The organism is Sagittula stellata E-37, assembly GCF_039724765.1.
Classification (GTDB): domain Bacteria; phylum Pseudomonadota; class Alphaproteobacteria; order Rhodobacterales; family Rhodobacteraceae; genus Sagittula; species Sagittula stellata.
In genome coordinates, this window is sequence record NZ_CP155731.1 from 84,015 (window position 1) to 102,751 (window position 18,737).

Annotated in this window: 19 protein-coding genes; 11 read left to right on the top strand and 8 right to left on the bottom strand. The window is 65.1% G+C overall.

Annotated elements, in window-relative coordinates; translation table 11 throughout:
• Positions 1 to 206: 206 nt before the first annotated feature.
• A complete protein-coding gene (locus ABFK29_RS23835; protein ID WP_005861559.1) occupies positions 207 to 581 on the top strand; it encodes a hypothetical protein in 375 nt (124 codons plus the stop codon).
• On the top strand, positions 578 to 1,435 hold the full coding sequence (locus tag ABFK29_RS23840; protein WP_005861561.1) for an alpha/beta fold hydrolase: 858 nt from the start codon (positions 578 to 580) through the stop codon (positions 1,433 to 1,435). The genes ABFK29_RS23835 and ABFK29_RS23840 overlap by 4 nt, the downstream gene beginning before the upstream one ends.
• A 139-nt stretch (positions 1,436 to 1,574) precedes the next feature.
• On the opposite strand, the gene ABFK29_RS23845 is transcribed toward ABFK29_RS23840, so the two are convergent.
• Genes ABFK29_RS23845 through ABFK29_RS23855 form a run of 3 tightly spaced genes read right to left on the bottom strand, consistent with a single transcriptional unit; the run spans position 1,575 to position 4,281 of the window.
• The gene (locus ABFK29_RS23845; RefSeq protein WP_005861563.1) at positions 1,575 to 2,060 is read right to left on the bottom strand and encodes a flavin reductase family protein; all 486 of its coding nucleotides are present in this window, start codon (positions 2,058 to 2,060) and stop codon (positions 1,575 to 1,577) included.
• A complete protein-coding gene (locus tag ABFK29_RS23850) occupies positions 2,057 to 2,671 on the bottom strand; it encodes an FAD synthetase family protein (protein WP_005861565.1) in 615 nt (204 codons plus the stop codon). Before ABFK29_RS23850 ends, ABFK29_RS23845 begins: the two co-directional genes overlap by 4 nt.
• Before the next feature lie 59 nt (positions 2,672 to 2,730).
• On the bottom strand, positions 2,731 to 4,281 hold the full coding sequence (locus ABFK29_RS23855) for a 4-hydroxyphenylacetate 3-hydroxylase N-terminal domain-containing protein (RefSeq protein ID WP_005861567.1): 1,551 nt from the start codon (positions 4,279 to 4,281) through the stop codon (positions 2,731 to 2,733).
• A 184-nt stretch (positions 4,282 to 4,465) separates the two neighbouring features.
• On the opposite strand from ABFK29_RS23855, the gene ABFK29_RS23860 reads away from it, so the two are divergent.
• The 8 genes from ABFK29_RS23860 to ABFK29_RS23895 all read left to right on the top strand — a co-directional run bounded on the left by ABFK29_RS23860 (position 4,466) and on the right by ABFK29_RS23895 (position 12,423).
• Complete coding sequence (locus ABFK29_RS23860) at positions 4,466 to 5,173, top strand: IclR family transcriptional regulator (protein ID WP_005861569.1); 708 nt, start codon at positions 4,466 to 4,468, stop codon at positions 5,171 to 5,173.
• A 311-nt stretch (positions 5,174 to 5,484) separates the two neighbouring features.
• A complete protein-coding gene (locus ABFK29_RS23865) occupies positions 5,485 to 6,984 on the top strand; it encodes an ABC transporter substrate-binding protein (RefSeq protein ID WP_050772462.1) in 1,500 nt (499 codons plus the stop codon).
• 59 nt (positions 6,985 to 7,043) lie between these two features.
• A complete protein-coding gene (locus tag ABFK29_RS23870) occupies positions 7,044 to 7,985 on the top strand; it encodes an ABC transporter permease (protein WP_005861573.1) in 942 nt (313 codons plus the stop codon).
• Positions 7,985 to 8,845, top strand: a complete 861-nt coding sequence (locus tag ABFK29_RS23875; protein WP_005861575.1) for an ABC transporter permease — start codon at positions 7,985 to 7,987, stop codon at positions 8,843 to 8,845. The genes ABFK29_RS23870 and ABFK29_RS23875 overlap by 1 nt, the downstream gene beginning before the upstream one ends.
• A 3-nt stretch (positions 8,846 to 8,848) precedes the next feature.
• On the top strand, positions 8,849 to 9,964 hold the full coding sequence (locus ABFK29_RS23880) for an amidohydrolase/deacetylase family metallohydrolase (protein WP_005861577.1): 1,116 nt from the start codon (positions 8,849 to 8,851) through the stop codon (positions 9,962 to 9,964).
• Positions 9,961 to 10,956, top strand: a complete 996-nt coding sequence (locus ABFK29_RS23885; RefSeq protein WP_005861579.1) for an ABC transporter ATP-binding protein — start codon at positions 9,961 to 9,963, stop codon at positions 10,954 to 10,956. The genes ABFK29_RS23880 and ABFK29_RS23885 overlap by 4 nt, the downstream gene beginning before the upstream one ends.
• A complete protein-coding gene (locus tag ABFK29_RS23890; RefSeq protein ID WP_005861581.1) occupies positions 10,953 to 11,912 on the top strand; it encodes an ABC transporter ATP-binding protein in 960 nt (319 codons plus the stop codon). Before ABFK29_RS23885 ends, ABFK29_RS23890 begins: the two co-directional genes overlap by 4 nt.
• Positions 11,902 to 12,423 (top strand): RidA family protein, encoded by a 522-nt coding sequence (locus tag ABFK29_RS23895; protein ID WP_005861583.1) that lies wholly within the window; start codon positions 11,902 to 11,904, stop codon positions 12,421 to 12,423. The genes ABFK29_RS23890 and ABFK29_RS23895 overlap by 11 nt, the downstream gene beginning before the upstream one ends.
• On the opposite strand, the gene ABFK29_RS23900 is transcribed toward ABFK29_RS23895, so the two are convergent.
• Entirely contained in the window at positions 12,414 to 13,196 is a 783-nt protein-coding gene (locus ABFK29_RS23900) for an IclR family transcriptional regulator (protein ID WP_157136563.1), read from the bottom strand. The genes ABFK29_RS23895 and ABFK29_RS23900 overlap by 10 nt on opposite strands.
• Positions 13,197 to 13,264: 68 nt before the next feature.
• Between ABFK29_RS23900 and ABFK29_RS23905 the strand changes: the two genes are divergently transcribed.
• A complete protein-coding gene (locus ABFK29_RS23905; protein ID WP_005861587.1) occupies positions 13,265 to 14,482 on the top strand; it encodes an aminotransferase class V-fold PLP-dependent enzyme in 1,218 nt (405 codons plus the stop codon).
• 153 nt (positions 14,483 to 14,635) lie between these two features.
• On the opposite strand, the gene ABFK29_RS23910 is transcribed toward ABFK29_RS23905, so the two are convergent.
• From ABFK29_RS23910 to ABFK29_RS23925, 4 genes are all read right to left on the bottom strand, one after another.
• Entirely contained in the window at positions 14,636 to 15,322 is a 687-nt protein-coding gene (locus tag ABFK29_RS23910; protein ID WP_040604895.1) for a GntR family transcriptional regulator, read from the bottom strand.
• Between the two features lie 77 nt (positions 15,323 to 15,399).
• Positions 15,400 to 16,218, bottom strand: a complete 819-nt coding sequence (locus tag ABFK29_RS23915; RefSeq protein WP_005861591.1) for an HpcH/HpaI aldolase family protein — start codon at positions 16,216 to 16,218, stop codon at positions 15,400 to 15,402.
• Positions 16,215 to 17,630 carry an FAD-binding oxidoreductase gene (locus ABFK29_RS23920; RefSeq protein ID WP_005861593.1) on the bottom strand — a complete coding sequence of 472 codons (1,416 nt, stop codon included), beginning with the start codon at positions 17,628 to 17,630 and terminating at the stop codon, positions 16,215 to 16,217. The genes ABFK29_RS23915 and ABFK29_RS23920 overlap by 4 nt, the downstream gene beginning before the upstream one ends.
• Positions 17,631 to 17,708: 78 nt before the next feature.
• Entirely contained in the window at positions 17,709 to 18,713 is a 1,005-nt protein-coding gene (locus ABFK29_RS23925) for a DctP family TRAP transporter solute-binding subunit (RefSeq protein WP_005861595.1), read from the bottom strand.
• Positions 18,714 to 18,737 lie beyond the last annotated feature (24 nt).

Below are 18,737 nucleotides of genomic sequence, written 5' to 3' on the forward strand. Positions count from 1 at the left end.
CGGGGTATCTCGTTGGGCGAATGTGCACTCTGGCCGGGCGTCGGGGAAGCCGGCAGCCGGGTATCGGGCGATATCGAAAAGGTCTTGGGCCTGTCGCATTGGCGGGTATCGCGTCATACCTTTCGGCTGTCCGTCCTTCGCGTCATTCTGCGCGCGACCGAACGCGAACCGGACAGGCCCCGTCGGAGCCGGACAGAGGAGAAACCATGCACGAAACGCTGGCACGGATCAGGGCAGAGCTTGAGCGCAGCCCGCACCTTCATCGCCTGGGCGCCCTGTTTTCGGAAACCGTCCTGCTGAAGGTCAACGGGCAGGAGTATTACCTGGTGTTCGAGAAGGGCCGCATCGACCGCATCGTTGAAGGACCGTCGAAGAAGACGCCTTATCGCTTCGGCTTTCTGACGGATACGGAGGCGCTGAGCGCCTTCTGGACCGCGCGGCCCGCGCCGGGATTCCACGACATCTTTGCCATGGTGAAGATCGGCCGGGCGGAGATCGTCGGCGATATGCTCTGCCTCGTGAAGAACCTGCGCTTCTTCAAGGAGGTCCTGGCCCTCGGACGTGAAGGAGTTCCGGCATGATTGAGCCGATTTGCGGACGCTACGTGACGGTGGAGATCGCGGGCCGGAACCAGCGCATCTATTTCGAGGAAGCGGGCCAGGGGCAGCCGGTGCTGTGCCTGCACACCGCCGGGTCGGACACGCGCCAGTGGCGGCACATCCTGAACGATGCGGAGATCACCGCGTCGCACCGAATCATCGCCTTCGACATGCCGTGGCACGGCAAGTCACTGCCACCCGAAGGCTTCCAGACCGAGGAATACCTGCTGACGACCGAGGTCTACATGCAGACCGTTCTTGCGGTGGCGAAGGCGCTGGAGCTGGAGAAGCCGGTGCTGGCGGGGGTGTCGATGGGCGGGCGGATCGCACTGCAACTGGCGGTGCACCACCCGGAGACCTTCTCGGCCTTCCTGGCCATCGAGGCGTCGGATTTCCAGCCGGCCTGGTACGACATCGACTGGTTCCACCGCCCCGACGCAGATGGCGGAGAGATGGGCGCGGCGCTGGTGTCGACCAATATTTCCCCGTATGCGCCGCTGGCGGAGCGCTGGAACACCTTGTGGATGTTCATGCAGTCAGGCCCGGGAGTCTTCCGGGGCGACCTGTCCTTCTACACCCAGGACGACAGTCTGGTGGGGCAGTTGCACCGGATCGACACGACGCGGACGCCGGTGCATTTCATCGTCGGAGCCTATGACTTCACCTGCACGCCGGAGGATGCGAAGCGCACCGCCGACCAGATCCCGGGGGCAACGCTTTCCGTGATGGAAGAAGTGGGGCATTTCCCGATGAGCGAGCACCCGGATGGCTTTCGCCCGTTCTTTATCGATGGGCTGGCGCGCGTGGCGGGCGAACGGGCAGCCGCTGCGGAGTAGACGGACGACAGCCCTACGCGCCCTGCGCGAGAGCGGCCCGCTTTTGGGGCCGCTTTTTCGTTGGAGCCTTGGGGACGTGGCATGACGCCGTTGCCATCGTGCGCGCTGCGGGGTTACCGATCGGCGCGCACGGCAAGCGTCAATCGGCCAGACCGCCGAACTTGCCGCCATGAAAAAGGAGAGGGCGGGCCTCCGTCGCGCGTTCAAGCCGCGTCACCTGCCCGATGAACAGCACGTGATCCCCGGCTTCCACGTCCTGCGCCACGTCGCACACGAACACCGACGCGGCGCCCGGCACAACCGGCATGCCATCCGTTTCGACGAACGGGTCGGCGTGGTCCGGGTCGAAGCGCCCGGCGAAGTGCATGGCCAGCTTTTCCATCTCGTCGGAGAGGATGCTGACGGCATAGCGGCCAGAGGCGCGCACCTTGTCCAGAAGCCTGCACTTTCGGTCCAGCGATATGGCGATCATCGGCGGGTCCAGCGACACCGACATGAAGGCGTTGGCGGTCATGCCGTGGTCGCCATCGGCAGTACGGGTGGAAATCACCGTCACGCCGGTGGCGAAGGCGCCGCAGGCGTCGCGCAGTTCGCGGGGGTCGATGTGATCGAAGCGCACATTCATGGCGTCGTCTCCTCGAATCTGAGGTCTTGGGTCAGCATCCGCCCGGTCAGAAAGGCGGCGCTCTCGAAAGGGCCTTGCAGGGCGCGGGCCTCTGTCAGTCTCCCGCTTGCACGTAGGGCGCGAATGCGCGTGGACGAGACGGTCTCACCCGCTGCGCAGATCACCGGTTGCGCAATGTTAACCTTGAAATGGTGCGACAATAGGGCGGTGTCGCCGGATTGCCGGTGGCCGAACCTGAAGTCCGCACCGACGTGTATTGTCCGGGGGTTGAGCCGGGCGAGATCGCTCAGGAACCTGTCGGCGCTTCGACCCGCATAGAGACGGTCGAAGCGGGCGACCACGATCATGTCGGGGCCGAGCCGGGCAATGCGTGCCAGCTTTTCCTCCAGCGGGCAAAGCTGCGCGGCGCGACCGAAGACGACCTTGGGCGGCGGATCGAATGTCCAGACGACAGAGGCCGTCTGCGCCGCCCGTGCCTCGGCCACGGCGCCGCGGATCAGCGCCTGGTGCCCGCGATGGACGCCGTCGAAGGCGCCAATGGCCATGACGCAGGCGGGCAGAGCCGCCTGCTCGTCTGTCACGATGCGTGTCTGTGCTGCCTGGAAATCCATGATGCCCCCTTTCCGGCCAAGTGCGGCCCGCCAGGTTCGGCGGACCGCGCCCGGGAGGATTACTGGAAGCCGCCCTTGAGGCGGTTCACGTCCCATGGGTTGATCATGTCGGCCACGTTCCAGCCGTCGATGCCGTATTCCGACATGTACTCTTCGACGAGGTTCTGCATCATCTCCATCTCGCCGGTCGCCTGCGCGGTCAGCATGGTCTCGATGCGGATGTTCTCGTAGTTGCCGGCGTAGTTGCTTTCGTACAGTTCGTGCCGCCCGCCGAACTCGGACCCCATCGCATCCCAGAGAAGCTTCAGCAGCTTCACCCGATCCACGGCGACCATACCGTTCGAGCCGCGCACGAAACGGTCGATGTAGGGGCGGATCTCCTCGGAGCCGAAGTCCATGGCCGAGGACGGCAGGTAGATCAGACCCGACGCCACGTGGCGCTCGATCAGCTCCTTGATGCGGCTGTAGGCCATGGGCGCAAAGACCCGGTAGGCGAGGCCATAGTTGACGTTGGGCAGGACGTAGCCGCCGGTGCCTTCCCACGGCACGGGGGATTTGACCATCGCGTCGGACAGGCCCCAGAACAGGTTGCGCCAGGCGATGACCTCTCCCACGGCGGTCTGCGGGCCCCGGAACACGCCCGAGCCGGTCGCCTCCAGTGCCTTGGCGAAGAGGCCCGAGATGAAGTCCAGCTTGACCGCCAGGCGCGTCACGCCATGCAGAGTGAACCTCGGGATGAAGCCCGACGCCGGGAAGAAGGCATTGATCTTCTCCACGTCACCGTAGATGAAGATGTTCTCCCACGGCACCAGCACCTTGTCGAACACGAGGATGCTGTCGTTCTCGTCCAGGCGGCTCGACAGCGGGTAGTCGAAGGGCGTGCCCATGACAGCCGCGTTCAGCTCGTAGGACGAACGTGAGATCAACTTGACCCCTTCGCTGTCCATCGGCGCGGTGAAGATCAGGGCGAACTTCTTCTCCTTTATCGGGATGCCGTAGTGGGCAATGAAGTTGTAGTGCGTCAGCGCCGAGCCGGTGGCGACCACCTTCGCCCCAGACACGATCAGGCCCGCGTCGGTTTCCTTCTCCACCTGCATGTAGACATCGCCGGTTTCCTCGATGGGCAGGTGGCGGTCGATCGGCGGGTTGACGATGGCGTGGTTCCAGTAGTCCAGCCGCTCTTGCGTGCGCGCGTACCACATCTTCGCGTTCTCGGCGTATTCACCGTAGAAGGCGGAGTTCGCGCCGAGTGTGCCGAGGAAGGCCGCCTTGTAGTCCGGCGCCCGGCCCATCCAGCCATTGGCCACGCGCTGCGTCTCGGCGATGGCATCACGGCCTGCGATCAGGTCTTCCGCCGACTTCGGCCCCATGAAGAACGGATGCGTCCAGCCGCCCGATCCGGTGTCGGTGGGGCGCCCCAGCGTATCCTTCTGTTCGTTCAGCCTGTCGTACCAGCGCGCCACCATGCGCGAAGAATTGCGGAATGCCGGGTGCTTCGTGACGTCCTTGACGCGCTCGCCATGGATATAGACGCAACGTCCGTCCTGAAGGCTTTCGAGAAATTCGGCGCCGGTGTAGGGCGCGGTGCCTTGTGTCGTTTGGTCTTTCATCTTGTCCTCCCTTGGTCCCGTCCGGAAAGTGCTGATCGGGTTGGGGGCCATGAGATGTCAAATCCGGGATTACCTAAAGGTATCGAACAATACCGTGCTTTTTTCCGGAATTACCGGATAGCTTGAATTTGAGATCATTCTTGAAGGGCGCGACATGGGGACTATCCGGAAAGTTGGGAACATCATGCGGCTGTTTTCCGAAAAGGAGCCCGAGCTTGGCCTGTCGGACATCGCACGACGGATGAACCTGTCGACCAGCGGAACGCACGATCTGATGGACGGGCTGCGCAAGATCGGGATGGTGCAGCGAGTCTCGCGGGGGCGGTACAGGCTGGGGCCGATGATCGCCTCGCTCTACCGGGTGCTGATCGACACGTCCGCGCTGGTGGATACCGCTAGGCCAACGCTGGAGCGGTTGGTGGAGGATTACGGCGAAACGGTGCACCTGACGGTGCTGGACCGCTCGCGACTGGTGGTGGCGGATGCCATCGAGGGCAGCAAGGCGCTGCGGGTGGCGCGCGACATTCTCGACGACCTCGACGCGCACGAGACGCCCGTGGGGATGTTGCACCTGTCGGTCGCCGGGAAAGCGCGGCAGGAAGCCTATTTCGCCGACCACGCCACCGCGCGCACGCCGCTGCTGCCGCCGGACCGGCGCGAGGCTGACCTGGCAGCGATGGCCGACAACGGCTTTGCTGCGGGTCCCGTCGCGACGGAACGGGACGTCATTTGCACGGCGGCCTTGCTGCGCAACCACACGGAGATCCCCTTTGCCGCAGTCAGCCTGTGCATTCCGAAGGCGCGTTTCGATGAACAGCCGAGGGCCTTCCGGACGATCTGCCAGACGGCGGCGGCCCGGATCAGCGCCGATCTTGGATCGTGCGATGTATGATGAAAAAGCTGCACTTCGAGGGATTGGCGGAACGATCGCGGGTGGGTGCGGCCTGTCCCGCGTCCGCCTGAAGCGATGATATCGATTCTCCCAGCACCCTCCGCGTGCGTTGAAAAAGTCATGCCCGTCCGCATCTGACGACACGACCGATCTGCCTGACGGCTTTGGGTTTTGTCCGCCCGCATTGCTGTTTGACGGCTTGGAAAAATGCGTCGCATGCTCTCCAATTGTGGAGTATAGTTGACTGCTGTGTACTGATTCCGACCTTATGCGTGGACAAGAACAAATCAAACAACACAGGGAAAAACGTCATGATCCACCGTACCAGACTCTTCCTGACCGCCGCCGCCACGGCGCTTCTCGCCGCGCCGCTGAGCGCCGAGACGATTGATGTGGCCATCATCGGCGAGCCGGACACCTTCGATCCGATGGTGTCCACGAAGGACGTCGTCAGCATCGTCACGCAACACTTCGTGGAAACGCTCTATACCTTCGACGACACATGGTCTGTCGTACCGCTGTTGGCCGCCGGCATGCCGGAGATCAGCGAGGACGGCCTGACCTATGTCATCCCGCTGCGCGAAGGCGTGACCTTCCACGATGGGTCGTCCATGGACAGCGCCGACGTTAAGGCCTCGCTCGATCGCTGGCTGGAGGTCGCGAGCCGGGGCAAGGCGATTGCGGACAAGGTGTCGTCGGTCGAAGCCACCGGCCCGAACGAGATCACCCTGACGCTTTCGGCGCCCTACGCGCCGCTGATGTCGCTGCTGGCCTTCTCGAATTCCGCCGCCGCGATCTACCCCGAAGAGATCATCGCGCCCGAGATCGAGACGGTTATCGGTACGGGTCCGTACAAACTTGAGGCGCACCAGCCCGACCAGTACACCCAGCTTGTCCGCTTCGGCGGCTACACCCAGCCGACAGGTGCCGCCGAACGCGCGCAGACGCCGGACGAGATCCGCTTCATCCCGGTGCCCGACGGCAATACCCGGGTCGAGGGGCTGCTTTCCGGCCAGTTCGCCTATGCCGACGGGCTGTCGACCGAGGCCTACGACCGCATCGCGGAGGCCGCCGGAGCAGAGCCAGTGCTGCTGGAGCCGTTCGGCTGGCCGGTCTTTGCGATCAACCACAAGAAGGGCCTGATGACAGACCTCAACATCCGCAAGGCAGTGCAGGCCGCCCTGCCCTTCGACGACATGCTCTTTGCCGCCTTCGGGGACGAGAAGTTCTTCCAGACCGACGGCGCGATGTATCCCGAGGGATGGGCATGGCGGACAGATGCCGGTGTCGAGCTGTACAACCAGAACGACCAGGAGAAAGCCAAGGGCTATCTCGAAGAGGCTGGCTATGACGGATCGCCGCTGCGCATCCTGACCTCGCGCCAGTACGAGTTCCACTACCAGATGGCCGAGGTCGCCCGCATGGCGCTGGAGATGGCAGGGTTCACGGTGGAAATGGACGTCGTGGACTGGGCGACGCTGGCACAGAACCGGGACAACCCGGACCTCTGGGACATCTACATCACCCACTCGCCCTTCCTGCCGGAGCCGGCGCTGACCTCGTCCTTCTTTGCAACGGCGCGCGAAGGCTGGAACAATCCGGAGAAGAACGCGATCCTCGACCGCTTCACCTCCGAAAGCGATCCGGAAAAGCGCAAGGCGGTCTTTGCCGAACTGCAGAAAATCGTGCTGGAAGACGTGGGCCTGATCAAGGTCGGCAACTTCAACGCGCTGCAAGGCAAAGCCGCGGGTCTCGAAGGTGTCACGCCCTCGCCGTGGCCGGCCTTCTGGAACGCGAAGCTGGCCGAGTGACCTGACTGACAATCGACCGGTCCCCTGCGGGGCCGGTCAACCAGCCGGAACAAGAACACATGCGCAGATATCTGGCCAACCGCTTCGCAGGCATGATCGTGGTGATCTTTCTCGTGCTCACCATCGCCTTCGTGCTCGTCCGCCTCGCGCCGGGCGATCCGGCAAGCCTCATGCTCGGTCCCGACGCCACGCCGGAAGAAGTCGATGATCTGCGCGTGCGGCTTGGCCTCGACCGGCCGATTGCCGTGCAATACTTTACCTTCCTGACCAACGCCGTGCAGGGCGATCTCGGGACCTCTCTGTTTTTCGACCAGCCGGTCGTACAGGTGCTGGGCGACCGCGCGGAGCCTTCGATCTTCCTCGCGCTCTTCTCGCTGGTGGTGGCGCTGGCCATCGCGACACCCATAGGCATCTGGGCGGCCTACAGGCGCGGGTCGGCCGGGGACCAGATATCCGTCACGTCGGCCATGCTTGCCGCCTCGGTGCCGTCCTTTCTGACCGGCCTCCTGTTTCAGCGGTTCCTGGCCACGGACCTGGGGTGGTTCCCGGTGTCGGGCTACGGCGGTCCGGACGCCGGATTTGCCGAGCGCATGGGCTACCTGATCCTGCCGGCCATTACTCTGGGCATCACGAACTCTGCGCTGATCCTGCGCTTCACACGCGCGTCGATGCTGGACATCCTGGGCGAGGACTACGTGCGCACGGCCCGCGCCAAGGGCATGACCGAACGCCGCGTGGTCCTGCGCCACGCCCTGAAGAACGCGGGCATTCCCATCATCACCGTGGTCGGCCTGACCTTCGCGCTGCTGGTGTCCGGTGCGGTGGTGACAGAACGGGTGTTCAACCTTCCCGGCATGGGCAACCTCGTGGTCAACGCAGTCCTGCGAAGGGATTATCCCGTGATCCAGGGAACGCTGATCGTGGTTGCGGCACTCTACGTGCTGGTGAACCTCGCCACCGATCTCCTTTACCTCGTCGTCGACAAACGGGTGAAATACTGATGAGCGGTTCCGTCTCCGAAGCGCCCCCGGGGCTCCTGCGTCAACTCTCGGCGCGCCCGTCCGTCATGGCTGCACTGGTCGTATTCCTCCTGATCGTGCTCGCCTGTTTTCTGCTGCCGTTGCTGGGGATCACGGATATCGGCGGCATGTCCGTGCGCAACCGTCTGTCGGCCCCGGGGACAAATGGCTACGCGTTCGGAGCCGACGCCTTCGGGCGCGACCTGCTCGGGCGCCTGCTTGTCGCGGGTCAGGCGTCGCTGGCCATCGGGCTCGGAGTTGCGATCCTGTCCACGCTGCTCGGCGTGATACTTGGTCTTGTCGCAGGGTTCTTCCGCAAGCTCGACACCGCACTGTCGCGGTTGATCGACGCGATGATGGCCTTCCCGGACATCCTGCTAGCGCTGTCGCTCGTGGCGATCTTTGGCGGGACCATGGGCAACGTCATCCTCGCGCTTTCTATCGTCTATACACCCCGTATCGCACGCATCGTGCGCGCCTCGACCCTCGTCATACGGGAGTTGCCCTTCGTAGAGGCGGCCCGGGCGCTTGGCACCGGCACACCCGCGATCATGCTGACCCACGTGCTGCGCAACATCCTCTCGCCGATCCTCGTGCAGGCCACCTTCATCTTCGCCTATGCCATGCTGGCGGAGGCCGGCCTCAGCTTCCTCGGCGTCGGCGTCGATCCGAAGACGCCGACCTGGGGCATCATGGTCAACGAGGGGCGGCAGTACATCGACAACGCCTTCTTCCTCATTCTCTTCCCGGGCATCGCCATCGCCCTTTCCGTCCTCTCGCTCCAAATCGTCGGAGACGGCCTGCGCGATGCACTCGATCCCAGACTTTCCAAGGAGACCTGACTCATGGCGCTCACCCTGACCAATTTTCGGGCCACGGGCTTCGACCATGTGCCGGAGGCGATACACATCGCCGATGACGGCACCGTGGCGGCCTCTGCACCGGACGACGCGGAGGTCCTGGACCTCGGCGGCGCATTCCTCAGCCCCGGCTGGTGCGATCTGCACGTCCACGTCTGGCACGGCGGCACCGACATCTCGATCCGTGCCACCGAGGCGGGCCGCCCCACCGGCGTGACCGCCATGGCCGACGCTGGCAGTGCGGGCGAGGCGAGTTTTCACGGGCTGCGCGAATACGTCATCGAGCCGCACGCTGAGACCATCAAGGCGTTCCTGAACATCGGGTCGATCGGGCTTGTGGCCTGCAACCGCGTGCCGGAACTGATCGACTGGCGCTCCATCGACATCGACCGCACGCTTGCCGTGATCGAAGCCAACCGCGACGTGATCTGCGGCGTCAAGGTGCGCGCCTCCGGGGTGATCGTCGGATCGTGGGGCATCACGCCGGCCAAGATCGCCAAGCGCGTGGCCGAAATGACGAAACTGCCGCTGATGGTGCACGTGGGCGAACCGCCCCCGCTGATCGACGAGGTGTTCGAACTGCTCACGCCGGGCGATATCGTGACCCACTGCTTCAACGGCAAGGCCGCCGGTTCCATCCGCGACACCGAGGCGCTCTTTGCCATGGCGCAGGACATGGCGGAGCGCGGCATCCTCATGGACATCGGCCACGGCGGCGCGTCGTTCAACTTCAAGACCGCGCGCGACTCCATCGCCGACGGCCTGCGGCCCTTCTCGATCTCCACCGACCTGCACAAGCATTCGATGGAGAGCCCGGTCTACGACATGGCGACGACGCTGTCGAAACTGCTCGCCGTGGGCCTGCCGTTCGACGACGTGGTGGAGGCTTCGACCAATGCCCCGCGCTCGGTGCTGGGCCTGTCCGGCAAGGACGGGCTGACTCCGGGGATGCGCGCGGATTTCACCGTCTTCGACCTGGAGGACTGCGCCATCAATGTGCTCGACAGCCAGGGAAATGCGATGGTGATGGACAAGGTCTTTGAACCGCGCGGCACCGTGCTGGGCTGCGATTTCCAGCAGGCGGCGCGCAGGCTCCCATGACCGCACCGATCCTCACCGTCGACGGGCTGACCGTCGCCTTCGGCAAGGGGCGGCGCGAACTGACCGCCCTGCGCGACGTCAGCTTCAGCCTTGCACGCGGGCAGACGCTGGCGCTGGTGGGCGAAAGCGGCTCGGGCAAGTCGGTGACGTCGCTTGCGCTGATGGGGCTTTTGCCGCCGTCGGGCCGGGTCGTGTCGGGGACCATGCGCTTCACCGCGCGGGATGGGGTGACGCACGACCTGGACACGCTGACCCCGGCGCAGCGGCGCGCCCTGCGCGGGCCCGGCATGTCGATGATCTTCCAGGAGCCGATGAGCTCGCTCAATCCCCTGTTCACCGTCGGCGATCAGGTGGGCGAGATGCTGCTCCTGCATGAGGGAACCGACCGACAGGCGATCCGCAAGCGGACCATCGAGATGCTGGACCTGGTGGAAATCCCCGGAGCGGCGCAACGGGTGGATACCTATCCGCACGAACTTTCGGGCGGAATGCGGCAGCGGGTGATGATCGCCATGGCGATGATCTGCAACCCGGCGCTGCTGATCGCGGATGAGCCGACCACCGCGCTCGACGTGACGATCCAGGCGCAGATCCTCGACCTGATGCGCCGGCTGCAGAAGGACATGGACATGACGATCCTGTTCATCACCCACGACATGGGCGTCGTGGCCGAAATGGCCGATGAGGTGGCGGTCATGTACTCCGGCACCGTGGTCGAACAGGCGAACGTGGATGCGCTGTTCGATGCGCCGCGCCACCCCTACACGCAGGGTCTGCTGCACTCGATCCCGCACCCCGACCCGTCCGTGCAGGAGCGCCTCGTGCCGATCCCCGGGTCTGTACCGCCGCTCTCCGCCCGCCCGCCTGGCTGTGCCTTTGCGCCACGCTGCGCCCATGCGCGGCCCGCCTGCGCGTCGCCGGTCCCGCTGGAAATCAAGGCACCCGGCCACCTGTCCGCCTGCATCCTGTCCCACGCGGGAGAAGCTGCATGACCCCGCTCGTCAGCCTGCGCAGTCTCACCAAGCGCTTCCAGACCGGCTCCGGAACCGTCCACGCGGTCGAGGACGTGTCGCTGGACATCCCCAAGGGCGCGATCATGGGGCTTGTCGGCGAAAGCGGCTCCGGCAAGACCACTCTGGGCCGGACGCTGCTGCGGCTGGTGGAGCCGACGTCCGGACAAGTGATCTTTGACGGTCAGGACATCACGGCCCTGCCTCCCGCCGAAATGCGCCAGATGCGGCGCCGGATGCAGATCATCTTCCAGGACCCGGTGTCTTCGCTCAATCCGCGCCTGAAGGTCGGTGAACTTGTCGCCGAAGGGCTGAAGGCCTTCGACATCGGCAGCCGGCGCGAGCGGCGCGACCGCGTGGCCGCCCTGCTGGAAGAAGTCGGCCTCTCGCCGGATCACATGGACCGCTATCCGCATGCCTTCTCTGGCGGCCAGCGTCAGCGGATCGGCATCGCCCGCACCCTCGCGCTCGAACCGGAGTTCATCGTGGCGGACGAAAGCGTCTCGGCGCTCGATGTCTCGATCCAGGCGCAGGTGCTGAACCTGCTGCTCGACCTGCGGGAGAAGCGCAACCTGACCATGCTGTTCATCGCACATGACCTGTCCGTGGTGAATTACCTGTGCGACCAGGTGGCGGTGATGTATCTCGGTCGGCTGATGGAGGTGGGGCCGGTCTCCGAGGTCCATCGCGCCTCCGGCCACCCTTATACCCGTGCGCTCAATTCCGCGATCCCGTTGCCCGACCCGCGCGCGCACCGCGACCGGGTCGCGTTGCAGGGTGACATACCAAGCCCGCTGTCGCCGCCCTCGGGCTGCGTCTTCCGCACACGCTGTGCCTTTGCGGCCGAAACATGCGCGCAAGGCACGCCGGAGGCCCATGCCTTCGCCCCCGATCACCTGACCTATTGCAAGATTCCCGAGGTACGACATGTCCAGTGACCCTGCCACCCTCTCCGCAAACCGTGCAGAGGAGACGCCGGAGTCCCGCCTCCGTACCCTCGGTCTGACGCTCCCCACCCGCGCGCCGACCCCCATCGGCGCCTTCACCAACGTGCGCGAAGTGGCGGGGATGGTCTACGTCTCCGGGCAAGGTCCGGTCGAGGCGGATGGCACGCTCCTGCGCGGCAAGGTGGGCTCGGAAGTGACCGCAGAAGAAGCGCGCAAACATGCCCGCCTCGTCGCGGTCAATATTCTCGCGGCGCTGCGCGACCAGCTCGGATCGCTCGACCGGGTGAAGGGCGTGGTGAAACTACTTGGCATGGTGAATGCCGTCCCGGACTTCGAACGCCACCCCTTCGTGATCGACGGCGCGTCGGATCTGCTGGGTGCGGTCTTCGGTCCGTCAGGTGTGCATGCGCGCTCTGCCTTCGGCGTGGGGTCCCTGCCCAACCGGATCACGGTCGAGATCGAGGCGATCTTCGAACTGGCGCCGGAACAGGGTCAGCCGTGACGCAGGCCGAGCGCCTTTTCGACGTCCCGGGCCGCCGTCCGCACTTCGCGCGCCACCATCTCGAACTTCTCTTCCACCCGGTGCTTGGGCATCACCACGGACAGGGTCAGCCGGCATTCGCCGTCGAAGTCCCGGATGGGTGCGGCGATGCAGGCGACCTGGTCTTCCGACGTGTCGATCTGCACCGAAAGCCCGTCGAGGAAATCCTTCCGGCTGATGTCCGACAGGCGCACTGGATCGGTCTCGGCCAGCCCGGTGGAAGAGGGCCGCGCACAGGCACGGAACACCTCAAGCCGCTTGGCGTCGGGCAGGTGCCCGACCAGCAGCCGTCCCGAAGCCGTCCAGTTCAGCGGCACCCGTGTGCCAACGTCGGATGTGACGCGAAACGGCCCGGCAGAACCCTCTGCCATGGCCACGACCTGCATCATGCCTTCGTCGCGTGCGCAGATCTGCACCATCTCGCGGACACGTTCGTTCAACGCGAACATCGCCCGCTCCGCCTCGCCGAAGGCGTTCATCCGGGCACGGTAGGTCAGCCCGTAACGCATCAACCTCGGCCCGAGCCAGACGCGTTCGTCCGACGTCCGCGACAGCATCGCGCGCTCGATCAGTTCGTCGACCACCTTGTAGACCGTCGAAGGCGGCGCGCCGCTGGCCTTAGCCAGCTCATAGCCCGTCATCGGCGCATGCCGCTCGGTCAGGATGTCGAGGATCTGCAACGCGCGGTCGATCCCGCTGGTACGGGTGCGGCGCGGTTCGGGTGTGTCGCTCATACGGATCTCCATGACAGGGGACTACAAATCATAACTGTGGAATACTGCGCAAGGTGAAAGGGTCTCCCATGCGGAAAAACGAAGAATACGGTGTCGATTGGAACTGGCACGACGCCAACGGATTGGATCGCGTTGTGAACGTCTCCGGGACGATGACATCCTTGGGCGGATCGGTGACAAGCGCGCGGGTGGCCGAGGCCACGGCCGCTGTGATGCCGCGCTTCGTCAAGATGCACGATCTGCAGGCGCGCGCGTCCGAGACCATTGCGAAACTCACCGGCGCCGAGGCCGGATTCCTGACGGCTTCAGCCAGTGCCGGGATCACGCTGGCCATCGCGGGATGCCTCACCGGACTTGACCCCGCGAAAGTCGAGGCACTGCCGCTGGAGCCCGGTCCGGACAATGGTGTTGCGGTGCAGATGGGGCATCTGTGTGAATACGGCGCACCCGTCGCGCAGGCCGTGGCGCTCGCGGGTGGCAAGCTGCACATCGTGGGCCAATCGACCCTGACCCGCGACTACCAGCTTGAAGCCGCGCTCGAAGGCGCCTGTGCCGCGCTTTATGTGGTCTCGCATCACGTGGTCGACTACGGGATGATGCCGCTCGACCGTTTCGTGGAGATCTGCCACGCGAAGGGCGTCCCGGTGATCGTCGATGCCGCCTCCGAGTACGACCTGGCCGGCATGCTGGCCAAGGGCGCCGATATCGCGATCTATTCGGGGCACAAGTTCCTGAGCGGTCCGACCTCCGGCATCGTCGCCGGGCGGCGCGACCTCGTGCGGGCGGCCTACCTGCAAAACATCGGGATCGGGCGCGGCATGAAGATCGGCAAGGAGAGCATCGCAGGCGCCATCGCCGCAATGCAGCAATGGCTGGAGCGCGACCATGCCGCCGTCCGGGCCGAGGAAACACGGGCATTGGAGATGTGGCAGGCGGCCTGCGCCTTGCCCGGCATCACCGCCCTGCCCCTGCCGGACCCCACCGACAACCCGCTCGAACGCCTGCGCGTCTTCGTCGATCCGGTTGTGGCCGGGGCCTCTGCGGCACAATTCGCCGTCGCCTTCGGACGGCTGGACCCGCCTATCGTCGTCCGGGGCCACGAGGTCGAGAAAGGTTACTTCGACCTCGACCCCTGCAATCTCACGCCGGGACAGGCCGAACTGGTCCGCGATGCGCTGCCGCAAGTCCTGTCGACCCCGGCAGAGGCGGCGAAGATAGACCAGCGCGCCGCCCTGTCCGACACGCGCAACGGCGGCACGCAATCCTACCTGGACTGGCTCGCCTGAACCGGTTCCGGCAAGTCGCCCAAGGCCCGCACCGGGCACGGCAATGTCGTTTCGATGTTGTCGTGACCCGACCGGTGGCAGCCCCCAGGCAACCGTCCGTCCAGACGCCCCCCATCCTGCAACACCTGTTCTCCCTGGCCTCAAGGCCAAGGATCAGGCAAGCGGATCGGTGCGGGAAAGCTCGTCGATGGCATCCGCGCGGATCGACGTGATGTGTTTGCCCAGCACGTCGTTCACCGTCGCCCAGTCCCCTTGCCGCAACCCTTCCACGATCGCGACGTGCTGGTCGAAGCTGTCTTCGCGGCGCTGCTTGAAACGGGCGTTGAGCGCGGTGCGGATCGTGGCGATACGCGCCTCGACCAGATGGAAAGCGTTCTGCACAAGGCTGTTGCCGCAATGGTCGAAGAACAGGTTGTGGAACTCGGTGTCGATGCGGACATATCCGATCTCGTCGGCCGCCAGCATCCGTTCGCGCATTCGGGCCACCGCATCGTCGAGCGCGGCGAGGAAACGCTCCCGGTCGGCATCCATGGACAGCCGCAACGCTTCTCGTTCCAACATCAGGCGATAATCGCAGATTTCGCCCACCTCTTCGGCGGTCGGCACGAAGACGAAGCTGCCGCGCTTCGGTTTGATCGTGACAAGGCCGGTGAACTGCAAGGCGTTGAGGGCATCGCGGACCGGCGAGCGGCTGACCCCGAAGGCCGTCGCCAGCTTGTCCTCCGAGATGTTCTCACCGAAGGCGAAATGCCCGTCGATGATCGCCTGACGCAGACGCTCGACCACGATTTCGGTCAGCGTCTTGGGCGTTTCGATCTGCATCCCGGGTCTTGCGGGCATCTGGCGGGCTGTCCTTCTGGGCTTGTTTCGGGGTCTCGCCGTCTTATCACGGCGGACCCCCTGCGCAAAAGCGCGGTTCAGTAACGACCGGGGGCCGCGGCGATGCCAGCCACGTCGAGTCCGAGTTCGGCATCGCGCGCGGCGGCGGCGGCGCGGATACCGTCGACAAGCAGGGATACCTCGTTCACCCCTGCCACCAGCCCAAAGCCCTTCTGCCGCAGGATCGCGAAGTTGCGCCCGCCGCCCGGAACGGTGGCAAGCAGCTTGCCCGCGCCCAGCACCTTCGCCTCGACCTCGGCATAAGCCGCCTGCGGCGTGGCGTGGTCCATGTCCTCGATGTGGCCCAGCGTCGCGGCAAGGTCGTTCGGCCCGAGGAACACCCCGTCGATCCCATCGACCCCGGCGATCTCTGCAATCGCCGACACGCTCTCCGGCGTCTCGCATTGCACGAAGACCAGCACATCCTCGTTCGCTGTCCGCAAAGCGTAGTCCGGACGCGTGCCATAGTCCGAACCGCGCACGATGGGCGCCGCGTAGCCCCGTCCGATCCCACCCGTGCCGCGCACGGGGTAATGGCACGAGCGCGCGATCTGCCGGGCCTGTTCGACGGTGTTCACCATCGGCACGACGAGCGAACGGAAACCGCGGTCGAGCACCTTCTTCAGCACGGTGTCGGTGCCGTCCGGCACCCGCAGGATCACCTCGCCGCCCGCGGCCTCGACGGCACGCGCCACGGACACCCAGGTTTCCAGGTCACCAATGCCATGCTCGCCGTCGATCAGCACCACGGGCCAGCCGTGCCGCACGAGGATTTCCGCGATATCGGGGCAGCCAAGTTCGGCCCAGGCGGCGGTGATGAACTCGCCGTCGAGAAGGCGGGATTTCAGGGCGTTCATTTCAGGTCTCCAGTAGGGGTGTCGATGACTTTCCCCGGATTGAGCAGGCCCGCCGGGTCGAGCGCGGCCTTGATGCGGGCCATAAGCGCCAGCTCCTCGGCGGAGCGTGTATAGGGCAGGTAGGGTTTCTTCAGAAGGCCGATGCCGTGTTCGGCCGAGATCGTACCCCTGAAGTCCCGCACCGTGGCATAGACGATGCTGCTGATGCGGTCCATCGGTTGCTCTTTCACCGCGCGGTCCAGCGCCACGATGTGCAGGTTGCCGTCGCCGATATGGCCGTAATAAACGCTGAGCGCCTCTGGCATCGCCTCAACCAGCCGCGACCGGCAGGCGTCGGCGAAGGCGTCCATGGACGTGACAGGCAGGCCGATGTCGTAGGCGCAATGCGGGCCGAGGCGCGTCATGAATTCCGCGCAGGCATCGCGCACGTCCCAGAAGCGCTGCACGTCCGACAGGCTTTGGCTGATGGCGGCGTCCTCCAGCAGGCCGGCCTCGTAGACCCGCTCGATCCAGGACATGAAACGCGGGCCGTCGATCTCTTCGTCCAGTCCTTGCGTCTCCAGCAGGACGTAGAACGCATGCTTCCCCTCAAGTGGCGAGCGGGTGCCCACCGTCTCTGTCACCACCTGCCAGTAATCGGGCCACATGACCTCGAAGGCCGACAGCATCGGACCCAGCCCGCGCCGGGCCTCGGCCAGCAGGTTGACCACGTCGTCGTAGGACCCCAGCCCGCAGAGCGCCGCGTTCACGCAGCCGGGCTTGGGATGCATCCGCAACACCGCGCGAGTGACGATGCCCAGCGTGCCCTCCGATCCGATAAAGAGCTGTTTCAGATCGTAGCCCGCGTTGTTCTTCAGCATCTTGTTCAGGCCGCTGACCAGCGTCCCGTCCGGCAACACGTATTCGAGGCCGAGGATCATCTCTCGCGTCATGCCGTAGCGGATCACCCGGTTGCCGCCCGCATTGGTGCCGATATTGCCGCCGATCAGGCAGGAGCCGCGCGCGCCAAGGTCCAGAGGGATGAAGAACCCGGCCTCGTCGGCGGCCTTCTGGATCACCTCCAGCGGCGTGCCCGCGCGGACCGTCATGGTGGAACTGGCCGGGTCGATCTCTTCGATCCCGTTGAACCGTTCGAGCGAGATCATCACTGCGCCGTCGATGGGATGCCCGCCGCCGGCAAGTCCGGTCAGACCGCCCTGCGGCACCATGGCAACGCCCGCCTCGGCACAAAGACGCACCGCCTCTGCCACGGCCTCCGGCGTGTCCGGGCGCAGCACCGCCAGCGGGGTCACATTCGCGAGGAAGGACGTGTCGTGCAGGTTGCGCGCCGGGATGTCGTCACCGGCCAGTAGCGCCGGGCCTGGAAAGGCTGACGCGAGGCGGGCGAGGAGAGAGTCAGTGTCGAGCGGCATGAGCGTGCGATCCTAGAAGTTGGGTGGACCGGCGCGCACGGGAGGAGCACGCACCGGTCCGTAGTCGCCCGTGAGGGCTTAGTTGCGAATCTTGGCCAGCTCTTCGGTCAGCCGGTCGAAATTCTCTTTGCCGACCGAGTCCATCGAGGTCTCGTAGACCGGAGCCACCAGTTCGCGCAGTTTCGCCATCTCGTCGGCGGGCATCTCGGAGATTTCCATGCCTTCGGAGGTCAGCTTTTCGGCGGATTCACCCACCGCAGCGCGCGACCGTTCGATCTGTGCGTCGCGGGCGCTTTCCGCACAGGAGCGGATCAGCGCCTGTTCGTCGCCGTTCAGGCTGTCCCAGACCCCCTTGTTCACGAGAACCGGGTTCGGCGAATAAGCGTGGCGCGTCAGGGTCAGGTACTTCTGCACCTCGTAGAACTTCGTCGCCTCGATCAGCGGCAGCGGGTTTTCCTGCCCGTCCACGGCGCCGGTTTCGAGCGCGGTGAACACCTCGCCGAACGCCATCGGCACCGGGTTCGCGCCCAGACGGCGGAAGGTGTCGAGGAAGATCGGGTTCTGCATCACGCGGAAGTTCAGACCTTCGAAGTCCGACACGGCCTTGATCGGGTGCTTGGAGTTGGTGGCGTTGCGGAAACCGTTTTCCCACATGGACAGCATCACAAGGTCATGCTGCGGCATCTTCTCTGCCACGTAGTCGAAAAACGGGCCGGTCATGATCGCGTCGACCTCGGCGTCGTTCTCGAACATGAAGGGCAGGGTGAACACGCCAAGCGCCGGTTCGATGCCCGCGATTGCGGCGGAACCGGTCACGACCATCTCGATCGAACCCGAACGGGTCGCCTGCGTCGCATCGGCATCGTCGCCAAGCTGGCCGGAGTAGAAGCCGCGAAGCTTCATCTTGCCGTCCGAACCTTCTTCCATGCAGGTCGACATGGCCTCGATGCCGGTGGCGATCGGGTGATCCTTGGCCGCGCCGCTCGAAATCTTGAACGTGTGCTTGCCATACTCGGCGGCGAGCGCCGGTGTCGTGAACGCGGTGGCGCAGAGCGCCATGGCCACAAGGGTCTTCAGTTTCATTGTCAGTCTCCTCCTTTGTATTTC

Bases quoted from the DNA above. Each gene is read 5' to 3' on its own strand.
- ABFK29_RS23835 (WP_005861559.1), top strand. From the start codon at position 207: ATGCACGAAACGCTGGCACGGATCAGGGCAGAGCTTGAGCGCAGCCCG.
- ABFK29_RS23840 (WP_005861561.1), top strand. From the start codon at position 578: ATGATTGAGCCGATTTGCGGACGCTACGTGACGGTGGAGATCGCGGGC.
- ABFK29_RS23845 (WP_005861563.1), bottom strand. From the start codon at position 2,060: ATGAATGTGCGCTTCGATCACATCGACCCCCGCGAACTGCGCGACGCC.
- ABFK29_RS23850 (WP_005861565.1), bottom strand. From the start codon at position 2,671: ATGGATTTCCAGGCAGCACAGACACGCATCGTGACAGACGAGCAGGCG.
- ABFK29_RS23855 (WP_005861567.1), bottom strand. From the start codon at position 4,281: ATGAAAGACCAAACGACACAAGGCACCGCGCCCTACACCGGCGCCGAA.
- ABFK29_RS23860 (WP_005861569.1), top strand. From the start codon at position 4,466: ATGCGGCTGTTTTCCGAAAAGGAGCCCGAGCTTGGCCTGTCGGACATC.
- ABFK29_RS23865 (WP_050772462.1), top strand. From the start codon at position 5,485: ATGATCCACCGTACCAGACTCTTCCTGACCGCCGCCGCCACGGCGCTT.
- ABFK29_RS23870 (WP_005861573.1), top strand. From the start codon at position 7,044: ATGCGCAGATATCTGGCCAACCGCTTCGCAGGCATGATCGTGGTGATC.
- ABFK29_RS23875 (WP_005861575.1), top strand. From the start codon at position 7,985: ATGAGCGGTTCCGTCTCCGAAGCGCCCCCGGGGCTCCTGCGTCAACTC.
- ABFK29_RS23880 (WP_005861577.1), top strand. From the start codon at position 8,849: ATGGCGCTCACCCTGACCAATTTTCGGGCCACGGGCTTCGACCATGTG.
- ABFK29_RS23885 (WP_005861579.1), top strand. From the start codon at position 9,961: ATGACCGCACCGATCCTCACCGTCGACGGGCTGACCGTCGCCTTCGGC.
- ABFK29_RS23890 (WP_005861581.1), top strand. From the start codon at position 10,953: ATGACCCCGCTCGTCAGCCTGCGCAGTCTCACCAAGCGCTTCCAGACC.
- ABFK29_RS23895 (WP_005861583.1), top strand. From the start codon at position 11,902: ATGTCCAGTGACCCTGCCACCCTCTCCGCAAACCGTGCAGAGGAGACG.
- ABFK29_RS23900 (WP_157136563.1), bottom strand. From the start codon at position 13,196: ATGAGCGACACACCCGAACCGCGCCGCACCCGTACCAGCGGGATCGAC.
- ABFK29_RS23905 (WP_005861587.1), top strand. From the start codon at position 13,265: ATGCGGAAAAACGAAGAATACGGTGTCGATTGGAACTGGCACGACGCC.
- ABFK29_RS23910 (WP_040604895.1), bottom strand. From the start codon at position 15,322: ATGCCCGCAAGACCCGGGATGCAGATCGAAACGCCCAAGACGCTGACC.
- ABFK29_RS23915 (WP_005861591.1), bottom strand. From the start codon at position 16,218: ATGAACGCCCTGAAATCCCGCCTTCTCGACGGCGAGTTCATCACCGCC.
- ABFK29_RS23920 (WP_005861593.1), bottom strand. From the start codon at position 17,630: ATGCCGCTCGACACTGACTCTCTCCTCGCCCGCCTCGCGTCAGCCTTT.
- ABFK29_RS23925 (WP_005861595.1), bottom strand. From the start codon at position 18,713: ATGAAACTGAAGACCCTTGTGGCCATGGCGCTCTGCGCCACCGCGTTC.